This is a genomic window from Anaeromassilibacillus senegalensis, from assembly GCF_001261775.1.
Classification (GTDB): Bacteria; Bacillota; Clostridia; order Oscillospirales; family Acutalibacteraceae; genus Anaeromassilibacillus; species Anaeromassilibacillus senegalensis.
In genome coordinates this window covers 530,304-555,940 of record NZ_LN868538.1, presented here as the reverse complement: position 1 = coordinate 555,940, position 25,637 = coordinate 530,304, and the positions used below count along the sequence as shown (strand labels likewise).

Annotated in this window: 24 protein-coding genes, 1 tRNA gene and 1 pseudogene; 22 read left to right on the top strand and 4 right to left on the bottom strand. The window is 54.7% G+C overall.

The genetic code is table 11. The annotated features are described in order from the left end of the window. Positions 1-28 precede the first annotated feature (28 nt). The 5 genes and pseudogenes from BN2106_RS12800 to BN2106_RS15645 all read left to right on the top strand — a co-directional run bounded on the left by BN2106_RS12800 (position 29) and on the right by BN2106_RS15645 (position 6,596). Positions 29-3,754 (top strand): glycoside hydrolase family 3 C-terminal domain-containing protein, encoded by a 3,726-nt coding sequence (locus tag BN2106_RS12800; RefSeq protein WP_050698964.1) that lies wholly within the window; start codon positions 29-31, stop codon positions 3,752-3,754. A gap of 152 nt (positions 3,755-3,906) precedes the next feature. Continuing rightward, on the top strand, positions 3,907-5,157 hold the full coding sequence (locus BN2106_RS12795; RefSeq protein WP_050698963.1) for an ROK family transcriptional regulator: 1,251 nt from the start codon (positions 3,907-3,909) through the stop codon (positions 5,155-5,157). 73 nt (positions 5,158-5,230) lie between these two features. Next, on the top strand, positions 5,231-5,371 hold the full coding sequence (locus tag BN2106_RS16245; RefSeq protein ID WP_207641725.1) for a hypothetical protein: 141 nt from the start codon (positions 5,231-5,233) through the stop codon (positions 5,369-5,371). 157 nt (positions 5,372-5,528) lie between these two features. Next, positions 5,529-5,780: pseudogene (locus BN2106_RS12790) on the top strand (hypothetical protein); the annotation flags it as partial. Between the two features lie 501 nt (positions 5,781-6,281). Beyond that, positions 6,282-6,596 (top strand): hypothetical protein, encoded by a 315-nt coding sequence (locus tag BN2106_RS15645; protein WP_074017522.1) that lies wholly within the window; start codon positions 6,282-6,284, stop codon positions 6,594-6,596. Here the strand turns inward: BN2106_RS15645 and BN2106_RS12785 are convergent. Further along, positions 6,567-6,643, bottom strand: a tRNA-Val gene (locus BN2106_RS12785). The two genes, BN2106_RS15645 and BN2106_RS12785, sit on opposite strands and share 30 nt — an antisense overlap. A gap of 253 nt (positions 6,644-6,896) precedes the next feature. On the opposite strand from BN2106_RS12785, the gene BN2106_RS12780 reads away from it, so the two are divergent. From BN2106_RS12780 to BN2106_RS12730, 11 genes are all read left to right on the top strand, one after another. Continuing rightward, positions 6,897-7,751, top strand: a complete 855-nt coding sequence (locus BN2106_RS12780; protein ID WP_050698961.1) for a patatin-like phospholipase family protein — start codon at positions 6,897-6,899, stop codon at positions 7,749-7,751. A gap of 69 nt (positions 7,752-7,820) precedes the next feature. Further along, positions 7,821-8,516, top strand: coding sequence for a flavodoxin family protein (locus tag BN2106_RS12775; protein ID WP_050698960.1), 696 nt, complete (start codon positions 7,821-7,823; stop codon positions 8,514-8,516). Between the two features lie 92 nt (positions 8,517-8,608). Continuing rightward, positions 8,609-9,019 carry an RNA polymerase sigma factor gene (locus BN2106_RS12770; RefSeq protein WP_195891845.1) on the top strand — a complete coding sequence of 137 codons (411 nt, stop codon included), beginning with the start codon at positions 8,609-8,611 and terminating at the stop codon, positions 9,017-9,019. A 168-nt stretch (positions 9,020-9,187) separates the two neighbouring features. Continuing rightward, positions 9,188-9,463, top strand: coding sequence for a sigma-70 family RNA polymerase sigma factor (locus BN2106_RS12765; protein WP_242846328.1), 276 nt, complete (start codon positions 9,188-9,190; stop codon positions 9,461-9,463). Then, positions 9,460-10,479: a hypothetical protein gene (locus BN2106_RS12760; RefSeq protein WP_050698957.1), complete on the top strand. Its 1,020-nt coding sequence runs from the start codon at positions 9,460-9,462 to the stop codon at positions 10,477-10,479. The genes BN2106_RS12765 and BN2106_RS12760 overlap by 4 nt, the downstream gene beginning before the upstream one ends. 167 nt (positions 10,480-10,646) lie before the next feature. After that, on the top strand, positions 10,647-11,618 hold the full coding sequence (locus BN2106_RS12755; protein WP_242846327.1) for a metal ABC transporter substrate-binding protein: 972 nt from the start codon (positions 10,647-10,649) through the stop codon (positions 11,616-11,618). A 79-nt stretch (positions 11,619-11,697) separates the two neighbouring features. After that, on the top strand, positions 11,698-12,435 hold the full coding sequence (locus BN2106_RS12750) for a metal ABC transporter ATP-binding protein (protein ID WP_050698956.1): 738 nt from the start codon (positions 11,698-11,700) through the stop codon (positions 12,433-12,435). Next, the gene (locus BN2106_RS12745) at positions 12,435-13,289 is read left to right on the top strand and encodes a metal ABC transporter permease (protein WP_082236497.1); all 855 of its coding nucleotides are present in this window, start codon (positions 12,435-12,437) and stop codon (positions 13,287-13,289) included. The genes BN2106_RS12750 and BN2106_RS12745 overlap by 1 nt, the downstream gene beginning before the upstream one ends. A 77-nt stretch (positions 13,290-13,366) precedes the next feature. Beyond that, positions 13,367-14,383 carry an ROK family protein gene (locus tag BN2106_RS12740; RefSeq protein WP_050698954.1) on the top strand — a complete coding sequence of 339 codons (1,017 nt, stop codon included), beginning with the start codon at positions 13,367-13,369 and terminating at the stop codon, positions 14,381-14,383. 70 nt (positions 14,384-14,453) lie between these two features. Next, a complete protein-coding gene (locus tag BN2106_RS12735; protein ID WP_050698953.1) occupies positions 14,454-15,050 on the top strand; it encodes a nitroreductase family protein in 597 nt (198 codons plus the stop codon). A 144-nt stretch (positions 15,051-15,194) separates the two neighbouring features. Then, positions 15,195-16,253 (top strand): hypothetical protein, encoded by a 1,059-nt coding sequence (locus BN2106_RS12730; protein WP_050698952.1) that lies wholly within the window; start codon positions 15,195-15,197, stop codon positions 16,251-16,253. Positions 16,254-16,347: 94 nt separating this feature from the next. Here BN2106_RS12730 and BN2106_RS12725 read toward each other — a convergent pair whose 3' ends face one another. Further along, complete coding sequence (locus BN2106_RS12725; protein WP_050698951.1) at positions 16,348-16,797, bottom strand: GNAT family N-acetyltransferase; 450 nt, start codon at positions 16,795-16,797, stop codon at positions 16,348-16,350. Further along, on the bottom strand, positions 16,790-17,320 hold the full coding sequence (locus BN2106_RS12720) for a hypothetical protein (RefSeq protein ID WP_050698950.1): 531 nt from the start codon (positions 17,318-17,320) through the stop codon (positions 16,790-16,792). The genes BN2106_RS12725 and BN2106_RS12720 overlap by 8 nt, the downstream gene beginning before the upstream one ends. Before the next feature lie 330 nt (positions 17,321-17,650). Here BN2106_RS12720 and BN2106_RS12715 point away from each other — a divergent pair, with 330 nt between their 5' ends. The 4 genes from BN2106_RS12715 to BN2106_RS12700 all read left to right on the top strand — a co-directional run bounded on the left by BN2106_RS12715 (position 17,651) and on the right by BN2106_RS12700 (position 23,858). Beyond that, the gene (locus BN2106_RS12715) at positions 17,651-21,406 is read left to right on the top strand and encodes a phosphoribosylformylglycinamidine synthase (protein WP_050698949.1); all 3,756 of its coding nucleotides are present in this window, start codon (positions 17,651-17,653) and stop codon (positions 21,404-21,406) included. 103 nt (positions 21,407-21,509) lie between these two features. Further along, positions 21,510-22,706: an alanine racemase gene (gene alr, locus BN2106_RS12710; RefSeq protein WP_050698948.1), complete on the top strand. Its 1,197-nt coding sequence runs from the start codon at positions 21,510-21,512 to the stop codon at positions 22,704-22,706. A gap of 54 nt (positions 22,707-22,760) precedes the next feature. After that, positions 22,761-23,252 (top strand): GNAT family N-acetyltransferase, encoded by a 492-nt coding sequence (locus BN2106_RS12705; RefSeq protein ID WP_050698947.1) that lies wholly within the window; start codon positions 22,761-22,763, stop codon positions 23,250-23,252. Positions 23,253-23,315: 63 nt separating this feature from the next. Continuing rightward, positions 23,316-23,858: a GNAT family N-acetyltransferase gene (locus BN2106_RS12700; RefSeq protein ID WP_082236496.1), complete on the top strand. Its 543-nt coding sequence runs from the start codon at positions 23,316-23,318 to the stop codon at positions 23,856-23,858. Positions 23,859-24,042: 184 nt separating this feature from the next. Here BN2106_RS12700 and BN2106_RS12695 read toward each other — a convergent pair whose 3' ends face one another. Next, positions 24,043-24,474 (bottom strand): GNAT family N-acetyltransferase, encoded by a 432-nt coding sequence (locus BN2106_RS12695; protein ID WP_050698945.1) that lies wholly within the window; start codon positions 24,472-24,474, stop codon positions 24,043-24,045. Positions 24,475-24,774: 300 nt separating this feature from the next. Here BN2106_RS12695 and BN2106_RS12690 point away from each other — a divergent pair, with 300 nt between their 5' ends. Both BN2106_RS12690 and BN2106_RS12685 read left to right on the top strand, forming a co-directional pair. After that, positions 24,775-25,275: a DUF6530 family protein gene (locus BN2106_RS12690; protein WP_050698944.1), complete on the top strand. Its 501-nt coding sequence runs from the start codon at positions 24,775-24,777 to the stop codon at positions 25,273-25,275. Beyond that, the gene (locus BN2106_RS12685; RefSeq protein ID WP_050698943.1) at positions 25,259-25,603 is read left to right on the top strand and encodes a GIY-YIG nuclease family protein; all 345 of its coding nucleotides are present in this window, start codon (positions 25,259-25,261) and stop codon (positions 25,601-25,603) included. The genes BN2106_RS12690 and BN2106_RS12685 overlap by 17 nt, the downstream gene beginning before the upstream one ends. Positions 25,604-25,637: the final 34 nt, after the last annotated feature.

Genomic DNA, 25,637 nt, shown 5'->3' with positions numbered 1-25,637 from the left:
TTTTAAATGCAATTTTTTTGTATTTTAAATGCAAAGCAACAACGCGGCAGCCATCATGTCTTCCTACAACGGCGTGAACGGCGCGTGGGCTTCCGCGAGCAGCGAGCTGCAAATTGACATTCTGCGCGACATGTGGAACTATGACGGCCTCACCATGACGGACTGGGGCGGCAACCACGGCTATACGCTGGATAAGGGCACCAATATTCAGATGCCTTCCGCCAGCAACAACAATCAGAAGAACACCGAAGAGAAAATTGCCAACGGTGAGATGACCTGGGACGTTGTGGACGAGGCAGCCCGCTACGTGCTCAACGGCTATGGCAAGGTTGGCTATCTGTATCTGGTCGAGCTGGACGGCAACGGCTATGTCAAGGAAGAGCCGGGCCGCACCGATCCGATCAAGCTGGTAGATACCTATGAAGAGAAAGTAGAAGACGGCCTGCTGACAGAGAACCAGGAAATTGCACTGGAAGTCGCAGAAAAGGGCGCCGTTCTGCTGAAGAACGACAACGAGGCTCTGCCGCTGAACGCAAAGGATTCCTCCATCGGTATGATCGGCCTTGGCGCTGTTAACCCGATCGCGGGCGGCGCTGGACAGGAGCGCTCCTTCGGCACACTGAGCCGGATGGTCAGCCCCTACGAGCGCATGATGGAAATCGCGGGCGACGATGCGAATATCGAAGCCACAGCTGGACTCGACATCGTGGGAACCACGATTCCGGCAGAAAACCTGTATCAGGATGAGAACGGCGAAACAAACGGCGTTGTGCGCACCTACGGTGTTGCCGGCGGCGGTGGCGGCGGATTCCCTGGTGGCGGCGGATTCTCCGGCGGCGGTGACTTCCCCGGCGGTGACTTCCCTGGCGGCGGATTCTTGAGCAGCGGTTCCGACGGAACCCTGATGGATGGCCACGAGCTGGGCGAGTTTGCATGCATCGACAGCCAGGTGGACTTCACCACAGGCACAAAGACCTACAAAAACGGCCCGGACGGCAAAGCCTTTGAAAAGGGCGCGGCCTATACCTGGGAAACCTATCTGAAGGCACCGGAAGATGGAGAGTACACTCTCGTGTTCTCCGGCATCGGCGGCACAGGCGGCGCAAAGATCACGGTGAACGACAAAGAGACAAGCATTGGCAACCTGACACTCCGTGAAGGCACACAGTGGCCGTGGAACAATGTCATTTGCAGCCCCACCGGCATGAACATCAGCAATTCCACCGTTACATTGGAAGCAGGCAAGCTCTACAAGGTCAGCGTGACCGGCGTTGCTTCCCTGGATCAGAAAGACCTGCAGGTCAGCCTGGGCTGGATTACCCCGAGCCAGAAACAGGCCAATTATGACGAATCGATCCGCATCGCCAGCGAAAGCGACGACGTCGTGTTCTTCGCATGGAGTGGCACGGGCGCGGAAGGCAAAACCATTGAAGATTGCAGCCTGGCGCTCCCGGAGGATCAGGAAGCCCTGCTGCTGGACGTCATCGCAGCGGCAAAGGCCAATGGCAACAAGGTGACAGTTGTCCTGAACAACGGCGGCGCTGTGACGATGGACAAATGGGTCGACGACGTGGACGCCGTCCTTGAAATGTGGTATCCGGGCCAGGAGGGCGGCCTCGCAACCGCGAAGATCCTGCTGGGCGAAGTCAACCCCAGCGGCAAGCTCTCTCAGACCTTTATGAAGCACGACAACGAGACCCCGGTCACCGACAGCCAGGAGCACTTTGAAGAGCGTCTCAAGAAGAGCGACGAAGTCACCGGCAACGGCGTAGACCAGCCGAAGAATTCCGTTTATTACACCGAAGGCATCATGACCGGCTACCGCTGGTATGACAGCGAGGGCATTGAGCCGCAGTTCGACTTTGGACACGGCCTGTCCTATACCACCTTTGCATACTCCGATATGAAGGTTGCGGAGAACAACAAAAACGGCTATGACGTCACCTTCACCATCACCAATACCGGCAGCGTCACGGGTGACGAGGTCGCACAGGTTTACCTGGGCGCGGCAAAGGTTCCGGACGGTGTCCAGATGGCGGAGCGGCAGCTGGCAGGCTTTGCCCGCCTGGAAGACATGAAGCCGGGCGAGTCCCGTGAGGTCAGCATTGAAATTTCCCAGCGTTCCCTGTCCTATTGGAATGCAGCCGGCGAGCTTGTAACCCGCAAAGACGGCACCAAGGACAAATGGACGGTTGCAGAGGGCGAGCGCGCCATTATGGCGGGCACCAGCTCCGACAACCTCCCGCTGCAAACCTCTGTCAACGTAAAGGCGCCGGACGAGGAAAAGGATAACAAGAACCTGTCCGTCCTGTTCAGCACCAATGTGAAGCTCTTTGTCAACGGCGACGAGCAGAAGATTGCCAACCTGGTAGGCAACTACAAGGGCAGCTTCGCAGAGGGCGAAAGCGTTTCCCTGACCTTCAAACCTGCTGTTGAGGGCAGAGAGATCGCAGGCGTGACAGTTAACGGCGAGGCTGTGAACTTCAAAGAAACCGATTCCTTCACTTATACCGTTAAAGCGGGCGAAGCGGAAGAATACACCTTTGCCATCACCACGGTTGACAAGCAGATCCTGCGCACGGTTATCAAAGCAGCGAATGCCTGTGAGGATGAGATTGTAGACGTAATCCCCAGCGTTTTGGAAAAATTCCAGACAGCGCTTGAGGCGGCAAATACCGTGTACAAAAATATCACCGCAACCCAGGCAGAAATCGACCAGGCGTGGAGCGACCTGATCGACGCGATGCATTACCTCTCCTTCAAGACGGGCAGCAGAGCCTATCTGGAATACCTGCTCTCCGTCGCGGAAGCGATCGACACCAGAGACTTTATCGCGGGCGTCACAGCGTTTGAGGACGCGTACGAAGCAGCGCAGAAGGTCTATGACGATAAAGACGCTACCGCGGACGAAATCACTGCGGCGACAGATGCACTCGAAGAGGCACTTCTCGGACTGGTGCGCGGCTCCGCCAAGGATATGCTCCGCACGGTCATCAATAAGGCGGACAGCCTTGACCTGAAGAACTATGTGGAAGCCGGACAGGCAGAGTTTGAAGATGCACTGGCACAGGCAAAAGAAGTTCTGTACGACGACCAGGCTTCTCAGGATGAAGTAGAGGCTGCGGCTGACGCGCTGAACGAGGCGATGGAAGCCCTGCGCAAGGTAGCAGACAAGTCTGCGTTGAACGCCTTGATCGCTGCGATTGAGAAGCTGAATTTGAGCAATTACACCGCAGCTTCCGTTTCCAACCTGAATGACGTCCTGAATAAGGCGAAGACCATGGCGGCGGACACTGCTCTGAGCGAGGACGACCAGGCGAAGGTCGATGCGATGACCGACGACCTGCAGGATGCAAAGGACGATCTGAAGACCAAGAACACATCCAACAAAACCAGCGGCAACTCTTCCAGCAGCTCCAGCAGCAATGTTTACGGCGGAGCTGGCACAGCGGTTGTCGGTGCGGCAACTACGGCACAGACGGCAGCAAAAGTTGTCTCCGATACGACTGTGAACTTCACTCTGAAGAGAGGCAGCGCTTACTGCTTCAAGATGACCGTAACGGGCAGCAACAGCTTGACGCCGAACTTTACCGTCGGCAACGGCAACGTGCTCAAGACGCAGTTTGTTGCAAAGATCGGCAATGATTATTACTACAGAGTTTATGCGGTCGGCACACCGGGCCAGAGCACAGGCGTATACACGACGTTGGCTGGCGCCGCTGCGGTTAAGCACTGCACGGTAACAATTGCGTAAACCTTACATCTGAACTCCTGATTGAATCCTTATCCAAAACACCCTATATCCTTCTTTTATGGATGCGCCCACAGCGGACAGCCGCTGTGGGCGCGTTCCAATGACCAAATGGTTTGTATCTGAAAAATTGTTACGAGGAGGTGACCGCAAGCATGTATCAAACCAGTGTGAACCAGGAAAAAATTCAGATCATCAACCGCGTCCTGATCCTCAATCTGATCCGGCAGGAAGGAATCTGTTCCCGCGCGACTCTGGCAAAGCTCTCCGGGCTGCGGCAGGCGACCATTACCAACATCATAGGGGAATTGATCCACTGCGGGCTGGTGGTGGAGACGGGCCTGATCTCCGGTGAACGGAATCGGCGCGCCATTGGCGTGCGGCTGAACGACGAGCGCTTTAAAGTGATCGGTGTGCGGCTGGCGCGGGGCATGTTCGATATCAGCCTGGCAGGATTGTCCGGCAAACCGTATGGCATATGGGAGCATCGGACCGGCATGGAAGGAAACCTCCCGTCTTCCCTGCGGGCTGTTCGTTCGGCCATACAAAATTTGATGCGGGAACACCCGGACGACGAAGTCTTATCCGTCTGTGCCGCCGTTCCCGGCCCCTACCACGAGGAGGAGGATCGCCTGCTGTTTGTGACGGGGCTGGACGGCTGGAAGGGCTGCGCCGTACAAAGGACCCTGTCTGAGGGGCTTCCCATGCCGCTTCATGTGATCAACGATGCCAACGCGGGCGCCTTCGCGCAGTTTTGGCATAACAGCGGCGATGCGGAAGCACAGAACATGGTGTACATCCTGGCCGGTCAGGGGATTGGCTGCGGTATGCTCGTGGATGGAAAGCTTTTGCTGGGACAGCAGAGCATTGCCGGGGAATTTGGGCACAGCAGCATTTCCTTTGACGGCCCACTCTGTGCCTGCGGCAACCGCGGCTGCCTGGAACAGTACTGCTCTGTATCGGCGCTGCGGGAACAGATTGCGGAACAGCTCCGGAACGGCGCTTCTTCCTGCCTGCGCGAAGGCTTTATCACGATCCCTGCAATTACCCAGGCGGTGCGCATCGGCGACCGTGTCGCATGTGAAGCGTACCGGCGGGTATGCGGCTTTTTGGCAATGGGAATCGTCAGCCTCATCAACCAGCTCAATCCGGGCAAGATCGTCATTGGAGATCAGCTGGCGGAGATTCATCCGGGGATTCTGCTGGATACGGTAAAGCGGACAATCGAAAACAGCGTCAACCCGTTGATTTCCCGGAATATTGCGGTTGAAGTGAACCGTCTGGAAGAAAGCCCGTCCCTTTTGGGAGCAGCCGCTTATGCCGCGCAGCAGGCGCTGGCCAACCCGGACCTGTTTCTGGCGGCGTCCGCCCGGAATCTCTGTGCGCACAGCAGGGAATTGGCATAATAAAAAAGTAATAGAAAAAGCCTGGACACACCCTTGTGTCCAGGCTTTTTTGTTGATTCCAGTAAGCGTACTTTTGAACGTCTTTTTTGCAAAGGTCGGCAACGACTATTATTACAGAGTGTGGGCCATCGGCACACCGGGCCAGAGCACCGGTGTTTACACGACTCTGGCGGGCCGGAACGTGCAGAAACGTTGTACGGTGACAATTGGCTGAAGCCGGTTATTGACTGGCGCGGATCGATATAGCGTATTCCAAGCAAAAAGCCCATTTTTGTCACTCTATAAAGCGCCTATATAATAAGGAAAGACGCACCTATGGCGAATGGTTGCCGTAGGCGCGTCACAGACAGGTATGCGGCTTTCTTGCCACTGGCATTGTCGGATTGGTCAACCAGCTCAACCCGGGCCGGGTGATCATCGGGAACGGACTGGCGGAAATCCATCCGGGCATTCTGTTGGACGTTGTGCGCCGCTGGGTTGAAAACTATGTCAATCCGCTGGTGATCCGAAACGTATCTATTGAAGTCAACCAGCTGCACGAAAGCCCTTCCCTGTTGGGGGCCAGCGCATATGCTGCGCACCAGGAGTTATCCAATCCGGTTCGATTGCGCAGCTGCGGCTGACAATGTACCGATCCAAAACAACGCAAAGAAACAACGCTCCGCGTTCGGTTCAACGGCGATACCAGCTAATAAAACAGAAAACGCGTGTCAGGTTTCACTTCAGTGACCTGGCGCGCGTTGTTCATATTACGGTATTTACGTGCCTATTGAAGACAAAAAATGTGAGCAGTATAGTTTAAAGGGACTTTAAATATTCTTTAAAGGAAATAAAATAAGAAGCTTTTAACTCAAATTGAGGCGGAATCCGGCTACATTGTAAGCCCCTACCCGGCGTGGGGTAGAAAGCCATCAGCCGGCTGGAAATGGGGACGCCAGCGGCTAGAAATATTATGATAGTCTGGATAACATGGAACGCGGCGTTGTTTTGGAGAATCTGACAGATCAACCCAAAACAGGGATCCTTATTCGTTATACAACCAGGGCGATGTATTTCATCTGATCCTGAATGACGCAAAGAACACGGCGTACGAGCTTCCCTTCCAGACAACGGGAGGCTGGTCCATGAAATGCAACACGCGCGATACGGCCGGTTGTATGAATATTCCCGTACATGCAAAGCTGATAATTTTGCCGGGTTTCGGCTGCGATATCGATTATATCGAGCTGAACGGCAGCACCTGTGGCGCAAGGACTCCGGAGAGGGAATGGGAAGATACCACCATTACGCTGGTGCGGGAGCTGGAAACAGAAGGAATTGTGCTTGCGCAAGATAACAAGCAAAGGGAGCAGGAAGAAAAAGAAAAATCCCGGAAATCCACATTGCTGCTGGATTTCCGGGATCTATTCTGGTGGACATTACAGGACTCGAACCTGTGACCCTTCGCACGTCAAGCGAATGCTCTAGCCAACTGAGCTAAACGTCCATTTCTGCACGATATCCGTCCCCTGACAGACGGTATCAAAAATAAGGGCGAAAGGATGAGACTTTCCTCAAGTGCTTCATTAGTATATCCTATGAATCGGCAAAAATCAAGAGGTTTTTTAAAATTTTTTACATAAAAATTGTATCGGAATTTGGAACGCTTGTAAAAATTCTTTATTTGCTCTATACTGGATGCATTCAAAATCATAAATTTCGCGCACGATGCGCCTTAAATGGAAAGGGGTTGTGTATCAATGTCAATTGGGCTCGTGTTGGAGGGCGGCGGCACACGCGGTGCGTATACCAGCGGCGTGCTGGACGTCCTGAGCCGGAACCGGTTGGAGTTTCCAACGGTTTATGGAATTTCCGCGGGCGCGTGCAACGCGCTCAGCTATGTCTCCGGGCAGGAGAACCGCAACCGCGATATTTTTTATCAGTATATTCGGGACGACCGCTATATGAGCGTTGCCAGCCTGCGCCGGACCGGAAATCTGTTCGGCTTTGATTTTATTTTCGGGGAGCTGTTTCACGATCTGCTTCCATTTGACTACAAAGCTTTTTTTGACTCGCCCATCCAGCTGAAGGCCGGTGCGACGGACCTGCGCACCGGACAGCCGGTCTTTTTCGGCAAGGAGGAATTTGACGGGATGCTCACGCCGGTGCGCGCTTCCAGCGCGCTGCCGTTCGTGTCGGATGTCGTATGCTATAGAGGTAAAGAACTGTTGGATGGCGGCTGTTCCATGCCGATTCCAATTGAACGCTCGATCTTCGACGGCAATAACCGGCATGTCATTGTCCTGACGCGGGACAGTTCTTACCGAAAAAAGCCGCGTCCGGAATTTCCGCGTGCGGTGTTGAATGTCAAATATGGCGATTATCCCAATTTTGTCTATGCAATGATGAACCGCGCGGAGGTTTACAACAATGAGCTGGCAATTTGCCGCCGTTTGGAGCAGGCGGGCGCTGCCGTCATAATCCGCCCCAGCAGTCCCATTATCACCGGGCGGTATGAGAAGGACCCGGACCGCCTTGACCTGATCTATGAAATGGGCGTGCGGGATTGTGAAGCGAAGCTGGATGCGATACGCGAAATTCTTGCGCGTGCATAGCTTGCCCACCGGTGTGCATATAAAAGAAACAGACCGGAAGGGATCAGTCTATATAAAGGAAGGGTTCGTATGGAAATCTGCATTGTACATGGAAGCCCGCGCAAGAAAAATACATACGCCGCTGTGCAGGAAGTGAAGAAGAGTCTGCTGTGCCTTGGGGAAGTACAATTTACGGAATTTTACTTGCAGGAAGAGCAGGTGGAGTTCTGCCGCGGCTGTTTTTCCTGTATTCTGGGCAGAGAAAAGAAATGCCCGCATGCGGAAACGGTTCAGCCAATCATTGAGGCGCTGCTGCGGGCGGACGGCGTGATCTTTGCCACGCCGGTCTATGTGCTGGATATGACAGCGCAGATGAAGGCGTTTTTTGACCATACCGGCTACTTCTTTATGGTGCATCGCCCCTATCCGGCATTTTTTCAAAAACCGGCGTGGATCATCTCGACTGCCGCGGGCGGCGGGACCAAGGATACGAACCGGTCTGTCGCTCGGATTCTCCGCTACTGGGGGATCAGCAGGATTTTTTGTACGGGAATATCCATCTATGCCATGGGATGGGATGAAATCCCCGCTGAAAGAAAACAGAAACTGGAACGGCAATTGCAAAAGACTGCCGGGAAGTTCTACCGTACCCTGCAAAAAAAGCCCGGTGCATCCCTTCGCACGCGCATTTTATTTGCCGCGATGAAACGGATTCAGAGAAAAGACAGTGTGGACTGGTGCTACTGGAAAGAACAGGGCTGGCTGGATGGCAAGAAGCCCTTTTGAATTTTAAAATCTTTTTCTTCAAACAATTGATGTGCCGCAACGTCAGAAACGGTCCTTTTTCGCCGTACTATAAGGTGAAGGGGGGAGCGTACATGGATATGTATTTTATGCTGCAGCAGAACCGGGAACAGGAAGCAGAACGTATTTTTCGACAGTACCGCCGGTTGCTTGCAACAGTGGCAAGGGCCGTTTTGTGGAACGATCCGGAGGACTGCGAGGAATGTGTTCAGGACGCCGTCTGGGATTATGTGAATCACCGGGAACGTCTGGATCCAGCCCGTGGCAGCGAAAAAACATACCTCTGCGTTATGGTGCGCAGCCGGGCCATGGATCGCCGCAGGCGGCTTTGCATTGTTCGGACAGAGCCAATTGAAGACTATGCAGGTACTTTGACCGCCGCGGACGAAACCGAACCCGCCGCAGTGCGGGAAGGGCTGCGGCGGGCGCTGGTACGGTTGGAGCCTGCAGAACGGCGGGTGTTTTACCCCCGCCTCCCTTTTTAGGGGGGCCCCGCGGGGGGCGGGGGGGGAATGCACCCCCCCTCTCTTTTAACCATCTAGATGGTGATTAAAGACAGCACGGTGTCTTTTATCCATATTGAGATGTATAAAAGAAACGGCGGCGGGGCCGGGGCCCCCCGGGGGGGGTTTGGCTTTGTTGGGACAGAGCCATTGAAAGACTATGCGGTTCTTTGGCCCGCCGGGGACGAACCCGACCCCGCCGCAGTGCGGGAAGGGCTGCGGCGGGCGCTGGTACGGTTGGAGCCTGCAGAACGGCGGTTGTTTACCCTGCGCTTCCTTTATGAGTGGTCCTCGGCGGAGATCGGGCGAGAACTGCACCTCACGCCCGGTGCAGTGGACGCGCGTGTATCCCGGCTGCGGAAAAAGCTTCGGCCCCTGTTGGAGGAACAGGGACTGGGGATGCAAGAGAAGGAGGAAAAGGGATGAAGCGATACGAATGGGACAAGGTTTTGTCAAGGGATGATTTGCTGGAACTGACGGAAGAAGCGCTGGTGCCGCCTGTGCGAAAGAAAGTGCTTATCTGGCGGCGCCTGTGCGCGATCGCTGCCTGTATGGTTTTGGTGTTCTGCCTGGCTAATATCGGAACAATAGCCACAGGTGTGGAAAAACTTTTTCGCTATATTTCCGGCGTGGGGACGGTGACGGGGGGCGGAAGTATTCTGGTTCAAAAGGAGCCTGTGGAATGGACTCGCAATGACGTTACCTATCGTGTGGAGGGTGCATTTCAAAAGGATGGATACGTCCATCTGGTGGTGGAGGCGTTGGGGACCGCTGACAGAGTAGGTACGGACTGTACCTTTTGGGCGAAGCTGGCGGAAGATGGAAAATACCTTCCATCCTATTTGGGGAAAGACTGGATCCAGGAAGAGGAACACAGTTCGACTCCGTTTATGAGCATGGAAAACTGGACGGAGGAATATGCAGAACGGGGTCTTGCACTACCGGAACGCTACGAGGGATATGGCGCGATGGCGATGTGCAGTATGACTTTTCAGGGAGGGAACGGGCAGTATGATTTGTTTTTGCGAGACGATTCCAGAAAAACGGGACAGGTTTTATCGTTGAAATTGACGGATCAGGCGGAGGAGCAATCTGCCACACAGCACACCATGGAGTTGGAGCAGGGAACGCTGACGGCTTCCGTCAGCCGGGATGGAAGACGGATTTTTATGAGCTTGGACCAACCTGCTTCGGGCGATGCGGTGATTTGGCGCTTACTGCCCCGGTCGGTTGTGTTTGTGGATGAAGAAGGGAATCGTTATCGTGGAACGACGCAGTTTGCATACAGCTGGAATAGAACTTCAAATGAGATTTTGCTGGAGAAAAATCCGGCTGTGCCGATCCGATCTATTGAAATCGGGGGGATAGCCTTAATTTCCGGGCATGTGGAAACGTTAAACGAGATAGACAGGGAACTGAATTGGAGCATTTACCTGCGATAATACTTGAATCTGTAAAAAGGACATTGTTCCACAACAGTGTCCTTTTTACGTTTTTTTGGATAATCCATTTGGCTTTTGCCGCATAATAGAAGGTATGTGGGGCTTGACAGCGTTTCACAGCGGGAGTATGATAGTAAATGCAAATCATTTGCATTTGGGAGGTTTCTGTGAAGAACGTATTTCACGCCGGTCGAACCGGCGTTTTTAATCTGAAAAAAACAGGTGCGGTTGTGCTGGTTTTCTGCCTGCTGCTTACCATGTTGGCGGGCTGTGCCAAACGAGAGACAGACGAACAACCGCGCTTTCATGTGGTGACGTCGTTTTACCCTTTGTATATTATGGCGATTAATATTACAGATGGGATAGAAGGCGTACAGGTGGACAATATGGCCGGGCAGCAGGCGGGCTGTCTGCATGACTACCAACTGCAATCCAAAGATATGAAGAACATTGAACAGGCGGATGTGTTTGTCATCAATGGGGGCGGTATGGAAAGCTTTATGGAGAAGGTGACCGCGCAGCTTCCGGATTTGCGGGTTCTGGTCTCCAGCGACGGGCTTCCGCTGATAGAAGCGGGGGAAGCGCACAGCCATGGGACCGATGAAACGCATGAGGACCATGAGGACGAGGAGGTCAACCCGCATATTTGGGTTTCCATTACAAACAGTATCCGGCAGGTCCAGAATATCGCGGACGGTTTGGCACAGGCCGACCCGGAAAATGCGCTTGCATACCAGGAGAACGCGCAACAATACATTGCGAAGCTGAGCGACCTGCGGGGCCGGATGCATGCGGCGCTGGACGATTTGCCGAACAGGGATATCATCACCTTCCATGAGGCGTTCCCGTATTTTGCGGAGGAGTTTGACCTGCACATTGTCAAGGTGGTCAATCGGGAGCCGGATAGCCAGCCCAGCGCGAAGGAGCTGGCGGATACCATCCGCCTGATTCGCGGGACGGGCGTCAAAGCGGTTTTTGCAGAGCCGCAGTACCCGGCCTCCGCCGCAAAAATTGTGGCGGAGGAGAGCGGCGCAAACGTTTATATTTTGGATCCAGCCGTTACGGGCGACGACGACAAGGACGCCTATCTGCGCGCGATGGAACAGAATATGGAGGTCCTGAAAGAGGCGCTTGCCTGATAATAACCGGTTTTTCAATACAATTCGTGTTAAATAAACAGCATTATACAAAAACTACCCTTTGCTTGGAGATTGAAACATGGAACAATGTAAATGCAGCACCCAAATTCGCAATCTGACCGTGCACAAACGCGACGGGGTGATTATCCACGACGTTTCACTGGACGTGCATCACGGAGAAATTATGGCGCTCATCGGGCGCAACGGAGCGGGTAAAACGACCCTGTTGAAAGCCCTCCTGGGGCGCATCCCATATTCCGGAAGCATCGTGTTTACCAACCCGAAGGGGGAACGCGTACAAAAACCGCGCATCGGTTATGTGCCGCAGAATATGGTCTTTGACCGCTCAACCCCCATGACGGTGGCGGATATGCTCTGTGCAAACCTCTCGGAGTTTCCCGTTTGGCTGGGACACCAGAAGGAAAAGCGGGAGCGGGCCAACGCCATGCTGGAGAAGGTGGGCGGCTATCATCTGCTGAATAAGCGCCTGGGGAGCCTTTCCGGCGGCGAGATGCAGCGTGTGCTGCTTGCCTTTGCGCTGGAACCGTTGCCCGACCTGCTGCTGCTGGACGAGCCGGTTTCCGCGGTGGACCGCAAGGGCATCGAGGTGTTTTATGATCTGGTTACCTCCCTGCGCAGCGAGTTTCATATGCCGGTCATCCTCGTCTCGCACGACCTGTCCCATGTGCAGCGGTACGCGACGCGCGCGGCTCTGCTGGACCGCACCATTGTGGTGAGCGGGCCGGTCGACAAGGTGATGCGGTCGCCGGAAGTACAGGAGGCCTTTGGCCTGAAGCTGGCAAGGGAGGTGCGGTGATGGAATTCCTTTATGGGTTGATCGACAGTCTTTTGCCGTTTGAATGGACGGAATTTGCGTACATGAAGAACGCATTCCTTGCGATCCTGCTGATTACACCGCTGTTTGGCCTGGTGGGGACCATGGTTGTCAACAACAAGATGAGCTTTTTCTCCGACGCGCTGGGTCATTCTGCGTTGACAGGCATCGCCATCGGCGTGCTGATGGGCGTGGACAATTACCTGCTCTCCATGCTGGGATTCTCGCTGTTGTTTGCGCTGTGTATCTCGGCGGTGATGAGCTCCGGAAATTCCTCCGCGGATACGATCATCGGCGTGTTTTCCAGCACGGGCTTGGCGCTGGGCGTTGTGCTGCTCTCCGCGTCAGGGGGCTTTGCCAAATACTCCAGCTATTTAATTGGAGATATTCTCACCGTGCAGCCGCCGGAAATTCTGATGCTGGCGGTGGTGCTGGCAGCGGTGGTGCTGGTCTGGGTGCTGTTTTTTAACCGTTTTCTGCTTACCAGCGTCAATACGGACCTGGCGGCCAGCAAGAATATCCGGGTCCGCCTGGTGGAAAAGCTGTTTGTGGTGATTATCGCGGTGATCGTGACCATCTCCATTAAATGGGTGGGCATACTGATCATCAATTCGCTGCTGGTGCTGCCCGCGGCCTCCGCGCGCAATCTGGCAAAGAGCATGCGGTCGTATCATTTTTGGGCCATCGGGATCTCGATGTTTTCCGGCGTCAGCGGCCTGATCGCTTCCTACTACATGGGGACGGCGGCGGGCGGCACCGTGGTGCTGATCGCAGCGGCGATTTTCTTCATCACTTTTGCTTTGGGACATGTCGGCGGAAAAAATCGTGTAAGGTAAAGAAAAGGACGTATTGTTGAGGGTATAAGTGCCTGCAATACGTCCTTTGTGTTAGAAACGGAAAGCAGGCCATATGAATGGAAAGATATATCATCGGAATGGACTTGGGTGGCACAAATATCAAAGCGGGACTCTTTACAAAGAACTTTGTGAGAGTAGCAGAAAACCGTGCGCATACGCGGGAAAAGGAGGGGCCGGAAGCGGTTTTGCAGTGTATGCTGCGCACTGCCCGGCAACTGATGGAGGACGCAGGCGTCGAACAGGAAGAGATTGGCTGCATGGGGATCGGTGTTCCGGGCCTGCTGGACCGCAAAGCGGGCATATCTGTTTTTTCTCCCAATTTGACCGGTTGGGAAAACGTACCGGTGGCGCGATGGTTTGAGGAGCATTTATCAATACCGGTGTTTATTGATAACGACGTGCGGATGAATCTCTATGGAGAATGGTATTTTGGTGCAGGTAAAAACAAGCAAAATGTGGTTTTATTGACATTGGGAACCGGTTTGGGAGCCGGCGTGGTGATGGACGGTCATGTGTTGTACGGCGCCACCGGCAGCGCGGGAGAAATTGGCCATATGAATATGTACCGAACCGGCAGGCCGTGCAAATGTGGGAGTTCCGGCTGCTTAGGGCGCTACGTTTCCGCGCTCGGGTTGCTGCGGACCGTCAGGGAAAAAATAGAAGGCGGACAGCCCAGCGTCCTGTCAGATTGGACGCAGCGCGACCTAAAGCAGATTACGGCGAAAATGGTTTCGGAAGCGTTTGACTTGGGAGATCCGGTGGCAAGAAATGCGTTGTATGAAACCGGCGAGCTGCTGGGGTATGGTTTGGTAAATGTGATCAACCTGTATAACCCGGAGATCATTATTGTTGGAGGCGGCATGGCAGCAGCGGGGGAGCGCCTCCTGGCAAGAACAAGAGAAATTGTTAAGAAGCATGCGTTGGAACTCTCACAGCATGCTTGCGAAATTGTTACCGCATTTCTGGGAGATGGCGCAGGCATTCTGGGCGCAGCGGTCTTTGCATGGAAAGCGGCATCTCGACAGGAGGAAAAATCAGAAAAAGAACGCTGGCAGCCGTCTTTTTTCTGTTAATCAGGAAACAATAATTGGAACAAATTGAAAAATACGAAGAAGGCATTCACATGTATGAAGGAGGAAACCGATGAAATCGTATCTGGAAACTATAAAAAACCGCAGGAGCATTTACAGCATCGAGAAAAGTGCCCCCATATCAGATGAACAAATTGTAGAACTGGTGCAGCAGGCAGTGCTGCACACGCCGTCGTCTTTCAATATGCAGGGAAGCCGCGCGGTTGTGCTGTTCGGAGAGCATCACGACCGCCTCTGGTCCATCGTTTTGGAGACGCTGCGCAGTAAAGTGCCCGCAAACCAGTTTGCGCAGACGGAGAAGAAAATTCAGTCCTTTGCCAACGGACACGGCACGGTTCTGTTCTTTGACGATACCGCCGTTACAAATCAATATGGCGAAAAATTTGCGCTTTACAAAGAGAATTTTCCGGTTTGGGCGCAGCAGTCCAATGGCATCCTGCAATATAATGTATGGAACCTGCTGGAAGACGCCGGGCTGGGCGCAACCATTCAGCATTACAACCCCTTGATTGACGAAGCGGTCAGGCGGGAATGGAGCCTGCCGGAAAGCTGGCTGCTGCTCGCCCAGATGCCGTTTGGCGCGCCTGTGGGAGAGCCGGGCGAAAAGTCGTTCCAGTCGTTGGAGGAACGCATGCGTGTGTTTTCCTGATAGCGTGACATGGAAAGGAGCGTACTGCGGTACGTTCCTTTTTTATGATTTGTAAAAAGTGGCAACTTTTCACCTTCTTTAAAGGCGGAAATTGTTGCGTTTGTCGAAAATCTGTGCTATGATTTCTCCCAAGGAGGAATCAATATGAAAAAATTGGCAGTAATTGTTGCAGCATTATGCCTGATGCTGACAGGGTGCGGAAACAGCGGCGAGCAGCCGTCTTCTTCGGAACCGTCTTCCGCGCCGGAAAGCGCGGCGGTCTCCAGTACGCCGCCGGAGAGCAGTCAGGAACCCTCTTCCGAGGCGCCCAAAACGCCGGCGTTTTCCATGACGGCGGACAGCCTGTTCCAGTATCTGGACGGCTTTTCGGACGCGTTCAGCGGTGGGAAGCTCTCCACATGGAATACGGCGGAGAGTACGGACCTGAACGGCAACCCGATGCAGGTCTACGATTATAAAAAAGCCTTTCAACTGGCGCTGGCCAGAGAGGAGCAGAGCGGTAAGCTGGTAGAGGTGATGATGGTTGCAAATCTGGACGATCTGACGGATGGAGAATCGGACTTCATCACGGCATTGCAGGCGGAGGTGATCGACCAGTTTGAACCGGGGAAGACTTCGGAGATCATCACCCAGCTGGGACAGCAGGAATACGCATTTGGGGAGCAGGCGGCCTTCAGCCTGGGTTTCCAGAACGGGGCTATGTATATCAGCGTGGTTCCGTTGGAGTCGTTTGGCACCGGCAGTTCTCCGGATGAGGCCGGAAACCCGGCGGAGAAAGAATTTTCCATGACGGTTTCCAGTATGGTTTCCGAACTGGATGCGGTGACAGAGGAATATGGGGATGGAAAAATGTCCGCCTGGCAAACCGCTTCGGAAACGGATGAGAACGGCAGGCTGGTGCACACCTATAAGCACAGCGACGGTCTGAGCATTTTGCTGCGGGAAAGTCCCACGAGCGGCAATCTGGTCAGCCTGTTTGTCGGTGTCAGTACGGATCAGGCAAGCGACGAGGAGCTGAAGCTGCTGGCGGCCCTGCGTTCCAGTGTGATCGCGGGCTTTGAACCGGATCGCAAATATGAAATTGACGAAGAATTGGGCGATGTGCTGGGTGAGCAGGATGTGAAAGTGGCGTTGGGCGATAACGCCTCGTTCACGTACATCATTGACGACGTGTCCATGATCTTCATGGTTTCGCCTGCCTGACAAACTTAATAAATCAACTGAAAAAGAGCCGGAAGGATTCGTTCCTTCCGGCTCTTTAATTATGTTTACAAGGAGATCCGATGCAGCTGGACGGTCACAGCCACTGGACGAACGCCGTCTTGTCGTTCCGGTTGAACCCGGCCCGTTCATAAAAGCGCAGGGTGTTTTCCTGCTTGGAACCGGTCAGCAGCATCATTTTGTAACAGCCGGCCTGCCGCGCCAGCTCTCTTGCGCGCCGCAGACAGAGGGAAGCCAGCCCGCGTCCGCGGTATTCTCCATGGGTGACGACGTTTTCAATCAGCGCATACGGACGCTGCCCGCGCGTCAGGTTGGGGATCACCACCAGCGTGCAGGAGGATACGATTTGTCCGTCCAGCCGGACGATCAATATATGGTAGGATGGGTCGGCGCAGAGTTGCTCCCACAGCGAGAAGACCGCCGCATCTGTTCCGGATGGGGCGGAGTCGTGCAGGTGCGTATATAAGTGCAGTAAGTCGTGCAGGTCGCCCGGCCCGGCTTCCTGTACGCGGGGCGTCTCATCCATGTTGCGCCATCGGGTTTTGTTCGCGCCGCGCTTCCAGCAGGTCCCACACCTCGTCCACGGAGAGCTCAAACATTTTTAGATCCGGCGCAACCGGCTGGAAATAGAAGTCTACAACCGGTTTGGTGTATTCCTGTTCCAGCTCTTCCCATGCAGCGGCGGGCAGCAGGCAGAAGGCGAGTGTGTCGCCGCCCAGCGTCTCCATAAACCAGCGCAGCTGGTATTTCGGCGCCAGAATACCGCTCAACGCGATAAGGGTGGTATCCCGGTCGGCGTGGGAATCCGCGTAGGGGACCGTTACCTGCTTGTCTCCCATGGTAATGACCATATCAAATCCGCGCTCCAGGCTGGAATCGCGCACCTGTGCGGAGACGGTGTCCCCGTCCTCCAGGTATCCGTCCGCATACTGAACGATGGCGTCGTCGTAATCACGCCAGTCCACCCAGAACAGAGAACCAGAATCCTCCCACAGCGCGTCCAGCGTTTGGTCGCAGGGGCTTTTTAAATAAGCTTTCAGCTTTTCCAATGGTATATGCCTCCTTTTTATGCCGGGAAACGGGTTCCGTCTCCTTGAATATCACACAAAAAATCTCTAGTATCAGTCTACTGGGTGCGGCGGTGTCTGTCAAACCTTTTTTGCGTATTTTTCCGCTCTTTTTATTCGATTATGTACGGGAAACGACTGGATTTACGCGGGACTTCGTGCTTCCTGACCAATTTATTGGAAGTTTACGGGCGTATCTCTGTCTCTTTAAAATGGCTGGACACTCTTTATTACGGAGGCAAAATATGCTATGATAGTCGTATCAAAATCTGTCCGCCGCGCAAGGGGCGGCACAGGGAAACGGGGGAGACAATGTCTGACGTTATCAGAGTATTTGTAGAAAAGAAACCCGGCTTCGACGTGGAAGCGCAGCACATGAAGGCTGATCTGGTGGAAAATCTGGGAATGCCGGTCGAAGATTTAAAATTACTGAACCGGTACGACATTTCCGGACTGAGCAAAATGGAATTTGAGGCCGCGCGCGGCACCATCTTCTCGGAACCGAATGTGGATACCGTTTATGATGAGGAATATCCGTTGCCCAAGGGATATTCCGTTTTTGCGATGGAATACCTGCCCGGCCAGTACGACCAGCGCGCGGATTCCGCCGCGCAGTGCGTGCAGCTGCTCACACAGGGCGAGCGCCCGCAGGTGCTGACCGCCCGCGTGATCGCCCTCAAGGGGAACCTGGACGCGGACAAGCTGGGCCGGATTCAGAATTATCTGGTCAATCCGGTGGAAAGCCGCCTGGCCTCCCTGGAGAAGCCGGCGTCGCTGGACATGCAGGCGGATGTGCCGCCGGACGTGGCGCGCGTTGAAGGCTTTATTGCCTGGGACGACGAGGAGATGAAAAATTATTATGACAGCATGGGCTTTGCGATGACGCTGGAGGACCTGGTATTCTGCCGCGACTATTTCCGCAATCAGGAAAACCGCGACCCAAGCGTCACGGAACTGCGTGTGATCGATACATATTGGAGCGACCACTGCCGCCATACCACCTTCTCCACACGGCTGGAGAATATCACCATTGCGCAGGGCGCGCTCAGCTCCGCGATTGAAGACGCGCTCAAAGCCTACTATGAGGCACGCGACGAGGTGTACGGCGAGACGGACCGTCCGGTTTCCCTGATGGATATGGCGGTCATCGGGATGAAGCTGCTGCGCAAGCGTGGCCAGATTCCGGATCTCGACGTCAGCGATGAGATCAATGCCTGCTCCATTGAGGTTCCCGTGACCATCGACGGCAAAGAGGAAACCTGGCTGGTGCAGTTTAAAAACGAGACGCACAACCATCCGACGGAGATCGAGCCGTTCGGCGGCGCGGCCACCTGCCTGGGCGGCGCGATCCGCGACCCGCTCTCCGGCAGGGCGTACGTCTATCAGGCGATGCGCGTGACTGGTTCCGGCAATCCGTGTCTTCCGTTCGAGGAGACGCTGCACGGCAAGCTGCCCACCCGCAAGATCACCACGGGCGCGGCCTCCGGCTACAGCTCCTACGGCAACCAGATCGGTCTGGCGACCGGGCAGGTCACCGAGCTGTACGACCCCGGCTATGTGGCGAAGCGCATGGAGATCGGCGCGGTCATCGGCGCTTCCCCGAAGAGCAACGTGGTGCGCGAGGAGCCGAAGGCGGGCGACATCATCGTCCTGCTGGGCGGCAGCACCGGGCGCGACGGCATCGGCGGCGCAACCGGTTCCAGCAAGGCCCACACGGAACAGTCCGTGGAGGTCTGCGGCGCGGAGGTCCAGAAGGGTAACCCGCCCACGGAGCGCAAAATTCAGCGATTGTTCCGCGACCCGAAGGTTTCCCGGCTGATCAAGCGCTGCAACGACTTCGGTGCGGGCGGCGTGTGTGTTGCCATCGGTGAGCTGGCGGACGGCCTGGAAATCGATTTGAATAAAGTCCCCAAAAAATATGAAGGGCTGGACGGCACGGAACTGGCGATCTCCGAATCTCAGGAGCGCATGGCGGTTGTGCTGGCCCCCGGCGATGTGGACGCGTTCTGCGACGCCGCCGCGGAGGAAAACCTCAACGCACAGGTGGTTGCCGTTGTAACCGAGTCCCCCCGCCTGAAAATGGAGTGGCGCGGCGACGTGATCGTCGATGTCGCACGTTCCTTCCTGAATACAAACGGCGTGACCCAGCGCACGGATGTGGAGATCACCGCGCCCAATCCGGAGCAGAACTACCGCAAGCTGGTGCCGGACTGCCTGAAGGGCAAGCCGCTGGCGCAGGCGTTTGGCGACAACCTCGCCCGCCTGGAGGTCTGCTGCCAGAAGGGGCTGGCGGAGCGCTTTGATGCGAGCATCGGCGCGGCGACCGTGCTGATGCCGTTTGCGGGCAAATACCAGCTCACCCCCGAAGAAGCCATGGTGGCCAAGCTGCCGGTGGGCAGCCGGGAGACGGACGACGCGACCGTGATGAGCTACGGCTATATTCCGGGCATCGCGCGGTTCTCCCCGTTCCACGGCGCGGCGTATGCCGTAGTGGAGAGCCTTTCCAAGCTCTGTGTGGCGGGGGCGGACCCGCTGAAGTGCCGCCTGACCTTCCAGGAATATTTTGAACGCCTCCGCAACGATCCCAAGCGCTGGGGCAAACCGGCGGCGGCGCTGCTGGGCGCGCTCTCCGCACAGCTGGGCATGGGTCTGCCGTCCATCGGCGGCAAGGACAGTATGTCCGGTACGTTTGAGCAGATGGACGTGCCGCCCACGCTGGTCAGCTTTGCAGTCGGCATGACAAAAGCGAGCAAAACAAAATCCGCCGCATTCCAGAAGGCGGGTTCCCGTGTGGTGCTGGTGCCTCTGCCGGAGGACGCGAAGACCATGCTGCCCGACTGGGAACGCTTGAAGCGGTACTATCAGGTGCTCGGCGAGAAGATCGCCGACGGCAGCATCCTTTCCGCATCCGTTGTAAAAGAGGGCGGCGCGGCGGCTGCCGTTGCAAAGATGTGCTTTGGCAACGGGCTCGGCTTTGACTTCGATAATGAGGACGAGGGCGTTCTGTTTGCACCGCTGTCCGGCTTCATTGTAGCGGAGCTGGCGGACGGTGTGCCGATCCGAGACAGCGCCGCGATCCTGCTGGGTGAGACGACCGCCAATCCGGAAGTTGTCATCGGCGGGGAGCGTCTGCCGCTGAATCAGCTGGTCAGCCGCTGGACGGGCACGCTGGAAAAAATCTTCCCGAACGGCGCGCCCGCGGTCGCCGTGACGGAGGACGTGCCGCTCTGTACGGAGCGCAATACAAAAGCCCCGGCGATTAAGGTTGCCAAACCGCGCGTGTTCATCCCGGTTTTCCCCGGGACCAACTGCGAATATGATTCCGCCCGCGCGTTTGAGCGCGCCGGCGCGGAGGCGGAGGTCCTGGTGGTGCGCAATCTCCACTCTTCCGATATTGAGTACACGATTGACCGCATGGAAAAGGCCATCCGCAACGCGCAGATCATCATGCTGCCCGGCGGATTCTCCGGCGGAGATGAGCCGGACGGCTCCGGCAAGTTCATCGCCACCACATTCCGCAACCCGAAGATTGCGGACGCGGTCGCGGAGCTGCTGCAAAAGCGCGACGGCCTGATGTTGGGCATCTGCAACGGCTTCCAGGCGCTGATCAAGCTGGGACTGGTGCCGTACGGCGAAATTATGGAGCTGAGCGAGGACGCGCCGACCCTGACGTTCAACACGCTGGGCCGCCACGTATCCCGCATGGTCTATACGCGCGTGACCTCGGTCAAGTCGCCATGGTTCTCCGGCGTTAACGCAGGCGATGTGTTTACCGTCCCGGTGTCCCACGGCGAGGGCCGCTTTGTGGCCAGCGACGCGGAGGTGTCCAGGCTGATTGCCAATGGGCAGATTGCCACGCAGTATGTGGACCCGGCGGGCAATCCCAGCGGCGACATCGCCTGGAACCCGAATGGTTCCGTCTGTGCGATCGAGGGAATCACCAGCCCGGACGGCCGTATTCTCGGCAAGATGGGCCATTCCGAGCGCAGGGGCGAAAATATTTGCCTGAATGTGCCGGGAGAAAAAGATCAGCGTATTTTTGAATCCGGCGTGGCATACTTTAAATAAGGAACCCACCGCTGTGTAAAACCCGGACGCGCCGCCACGCATGCAGATGCCGCGGCGCGTCCGATTTGAGAGAATAGAAAGTTTGGGAGCGTAAAGTAAGAATATGAGCGACTTTTTCAGACGCACCTGGGCGGAAATCGACCTGGATGCCATTGCGCACAATTTCAGAGAGATCAAAAAACAATTGAAGCCGGAGACAAAGGTCTGTTGCGTCATCAAGGCGGACGCCTACGGCCACGGCGCGGAGCTTTTGGCGCGCGAATACGAGGAACTGGGCGCCGACTGGTTTGCCGTTTCCAATCTGGAGGAAGCGATCCAGCTGCGCAATGCGCAGATCGGCCTGCCGATCCTGGTGCTGGGCTATACGCCGCCGGAAATGGCGAAGGAACTAAGCAATATGGATGTGGCACAGGCCATTTTATCCAGAGAATACGGGGAGCGCCTTGCCGCCTGCGCACAGGAGGCCGGGGTAAAAGTCCGCGCCCACATCAAGGTGGACACCGGCATGAGCCGTATTGGCTTTATGTTTCAGGACCCGTCGCGCGATGTGGGTACAATAGAGGAAATTGCCAACATCTGCGCGCTGGAAGGACTTGAGGCCGAGGGCATCTTTTCCCATTTTGCCGTTGCAGACGAGGGAAATGACGGCTGCGGATACACGCTGATGCAGCTGGACCTCTTCCGCAAGCTGGTGGACCAGCTTGCCCTGCGCGGCATCACCTTCCCGCTCAAACACTGTTCCAATTCCGCTGCCGTGCTGGACTATCCGGACGCGCAGCTGGACATGGTGCGTCCCGGCATCATCCTTTACGGCCTGAACCCTTCGGGACAGGTGAAGAACAAGATCGATCTGCGCCCGGCAATGCAGTTGAAGTCGATCATTTCCATGATCAAGACGGTGGAGCCGCAGACCAGCGTCAGTTACGGACGCCGCTATACGACAAAGAAGCAGACGGTGGTGGCAACCGTGCCGGTCGGCTATGCGGACGGCTATTCCCGTCACCTGTATACCCGCGCCAGTGTGCTGATCCGCGGCAAAAAGGCCAAGATCATCGGCCGGGTGTGCATGGACCAGCTGATGGTCAACGTTACCTCGATCAAGGACGCGAAAGAGGGAGACGTTGTAACGCTCTTTGGGTGTGACGGCGACGCGGCCATTTCTGTGGATGAATTGGCGGCTTACAATCATACCATCAGCTACGAACTGGTCTGCCTGCTCAGCAAGCGCGTGCCGCGCGTCTATTACCGCAACGGCGAGGCGGTTGCGGAGCTGGACTATCTTTGTTCCAATACGCAATAAGTTTGGGCGGCCTTTTGGGCCGCCCTTTTTTTGCAGAAAAAGGAGGGAACCTGTATGGAAATCCACATTCGGCCCGCCAGACCCAACGACCATGAGGCGCTCACCAAGATTTCCTTTGCATCCAAAAGGCATTGGAACGATCCGGAATCCTACTACCGCGTTTGGAAAGATGAACTGACGATCACGTCCCGCTATATTCTGGAAAACCGCGTTTATGTGGCGGAAACAGTGGGAAAACCAATCGGGTATTTTTCCATTGTGGAGGTGAAGAAGGATTTTCATGCGGGAAAGGTCTTGGTGCGCAAGGGCTTTTGGCTGGAGCATCTTTTCCTGCTGCCTGCCTATATTGGAAAGGGGATTGGCACCAGGCTGATGCATTTTGCGGAGACATACTGCCGAAAAGAGGGCATTCCCAGCCTGTACATTTTCAGCGATCCGCACGCCAACGGGTTTTATGACAAAATGGGTGCGGCATACCTGCGTGAATCCCCTTCCAGCATTGAGGGACGCACCGTTTCCGTGTACAAATATCGGATCGCACAGTAAAAAAGACGGATGGTTGTGCGTTTAACCGCAACCGCGGATTAAAAGAACGACGGAAAAGGAGAAATGAATTTGACAGTAGAACCTGTAAAAGGCAAAAACAGAAAGAAAATAAAGGAAATCTATACAGCGTCTTTTTTAAAGGAAGACCGTATGCCCTTTTGGCTGATGCTTGCGCTGGCAAAGACAAAGAGTACGGACTTTCTGGCCTTTTATGATGGGGATACTCTGTGCGGCTTTGTTTATTTGGCCGCGGTAAAAGACCTGGCGTTCGTCATGTTCTTTGCGGTGGATGAAACCCTTCGGTCAAAGGGATATGGCGAAAAAATTTTGGAGCAAGTGCAATCCATTCATCCGGATCGTAAAATCATTATATCGATCGAGAGGTGCGACGAGCCTGCGGAAGATAGGGAACAACGGTTGAGGCGCAAGAGGTTTTATCTGCGGAACGGGTATGCGGAAACCGGCTATTTTCTGGAAATGGGCAATAAGGCGCAGGAAATATTCATTAAGAACGGAACATTCCAGCCAAAGGAGTTTTTCTTATTTTTCTTAAAATACAGCAACGGCACCGTGAGGCCAAAAATATGGAGAAATGAAAGCCTTTGAACAGGACGACGAAAAACCGGTACATAAAGGGATGGGGAAGATTTCGCGTTGTACACAAAGGCAAATGAATAGAAGCCATGAAAATACCCGCAAAATCCAGGCAAAACGGATTTCGCGGGTATTTTTATATGGGCAGTCAAAGAAAAGTTCTGCTGCAATAGATTTCGTTTTATACAATGGCACTTTATTCGCGCGTATAGACCATGGACGTGGAACGGATTCCATTGGTGGTTTGTTCCGGACCGGCGGGAAGGAACCCCAGCTTTTGATAAATCTCTACGGCATAGGGAGCGGAATTTACCGTGATGGTTTCACTCTTGATTTGCTCCAATACAGCTTGAAACAGCGATTTAGCAATCCCTTTTCGATGAAACTCCTTTTTAACAAACAACAGGCAGATATGGGTTTGCCGCATTGCGAGTACGCCGAGCAGGAATGTTTCCTGAAAGGCGCCAAAAAATCGCAGCTTGTCCATTTCCTTTTCATTTTGGATAAAGTGATGAAACTCCTCGATTCCCTCCTGGGAGTAATCCGGGGCTTCAAATTCCAGAAAGACTTCCCACACCAGTTCCAATGCGAAACATATTTCTTCCTTTGATAATTCTTTTATGTTCATTGCAGCATCTTCTTTCCAATAATAAAATGGAGCAGCGCCTGTATTTTCCTGTCGGGCGAGTGGATTACCCAACAGTTTATCCCATTTATAAAACGATGTCAAACAGATGGGTGCCAAACGCGGAAATCACCAGCTTACGTGTGGACAAAGCAGCATGTTGATTCCCAATGGATCAATCCATTTTGCTGAATAGACATTTGGAAAATGTTTCTTTCCCTTGACAAATACATTTGAAAGGTGTAACATCTAGTAAATTAGTAATTTACTAATTTACTAATTTACTAGATAGGAGATGTCAATATGAAAATTCCAACAACATTGAAGCATAAGCCGGTCATTGTATCGGAAAATTACAGCAACATCGACGGACGCAGTGCCTATGAGACAGACGCGCAGGGGCTTTCCCTCGGTCTGGCACAGTGGAACGACCGCGGCAGGGTGGATATTTCCGCTAAGGTGTGGCGTTATACGGGCGAGAAATGGTCCCGTCAATCGGAAGAGCTGCCGATCCACCGTGTGCTGGACTTAGCAATTTTGATCTGCCGTTCCAAGCAGTATTTTAACGAGACGGCGTACCGGTACGACAAGATGTACCAGGAGGAAAATCCGAACATCGACCGCATCGGCCTGCAGGGCGACGCGATGACAATATCCGTTTGTACGGACAATGATAAGATTGATGAGGACATTAAGCTGTTCGCGGAGGCGTTCAGCCGGGACGACGAGCTGCTCTCTGAGCGGCTGCATCTGCTGGCAAACCTGCTGCGGGAGATGGGGTACGGACATGGAAAAAGAGAATAAAAGGGCTGCAATCAAGGCGTATAAAGAGCGCAGAGCCGTCGGCGGCGTTTACAGTATCACCAATATGCAAACCGGGGAAAAGCACCTGTTTTCCACACCGGACCTGCGCGGGGCGGAGAACCGTTTCAAGCTGACTGCCCAAACAGGAAGCTGCTGTGTGCTCTCGCTGCAAAAGGAATGGAACGCTTATGGGGCGGAGGCGTTCCGCTTTGAGGTGATGGAATCGCTGGAACAGGGAGAACTACAGGAGTCAAAGGAATTCCGTGAGGACGTCAAGGCGCTGCTGGAGCTTTGGCAGACGGAGGAACTGGAAAAGCAAAATCCGTAAAAGGGCGCTCCAATCGGAGCGCCCTTTTACGGAT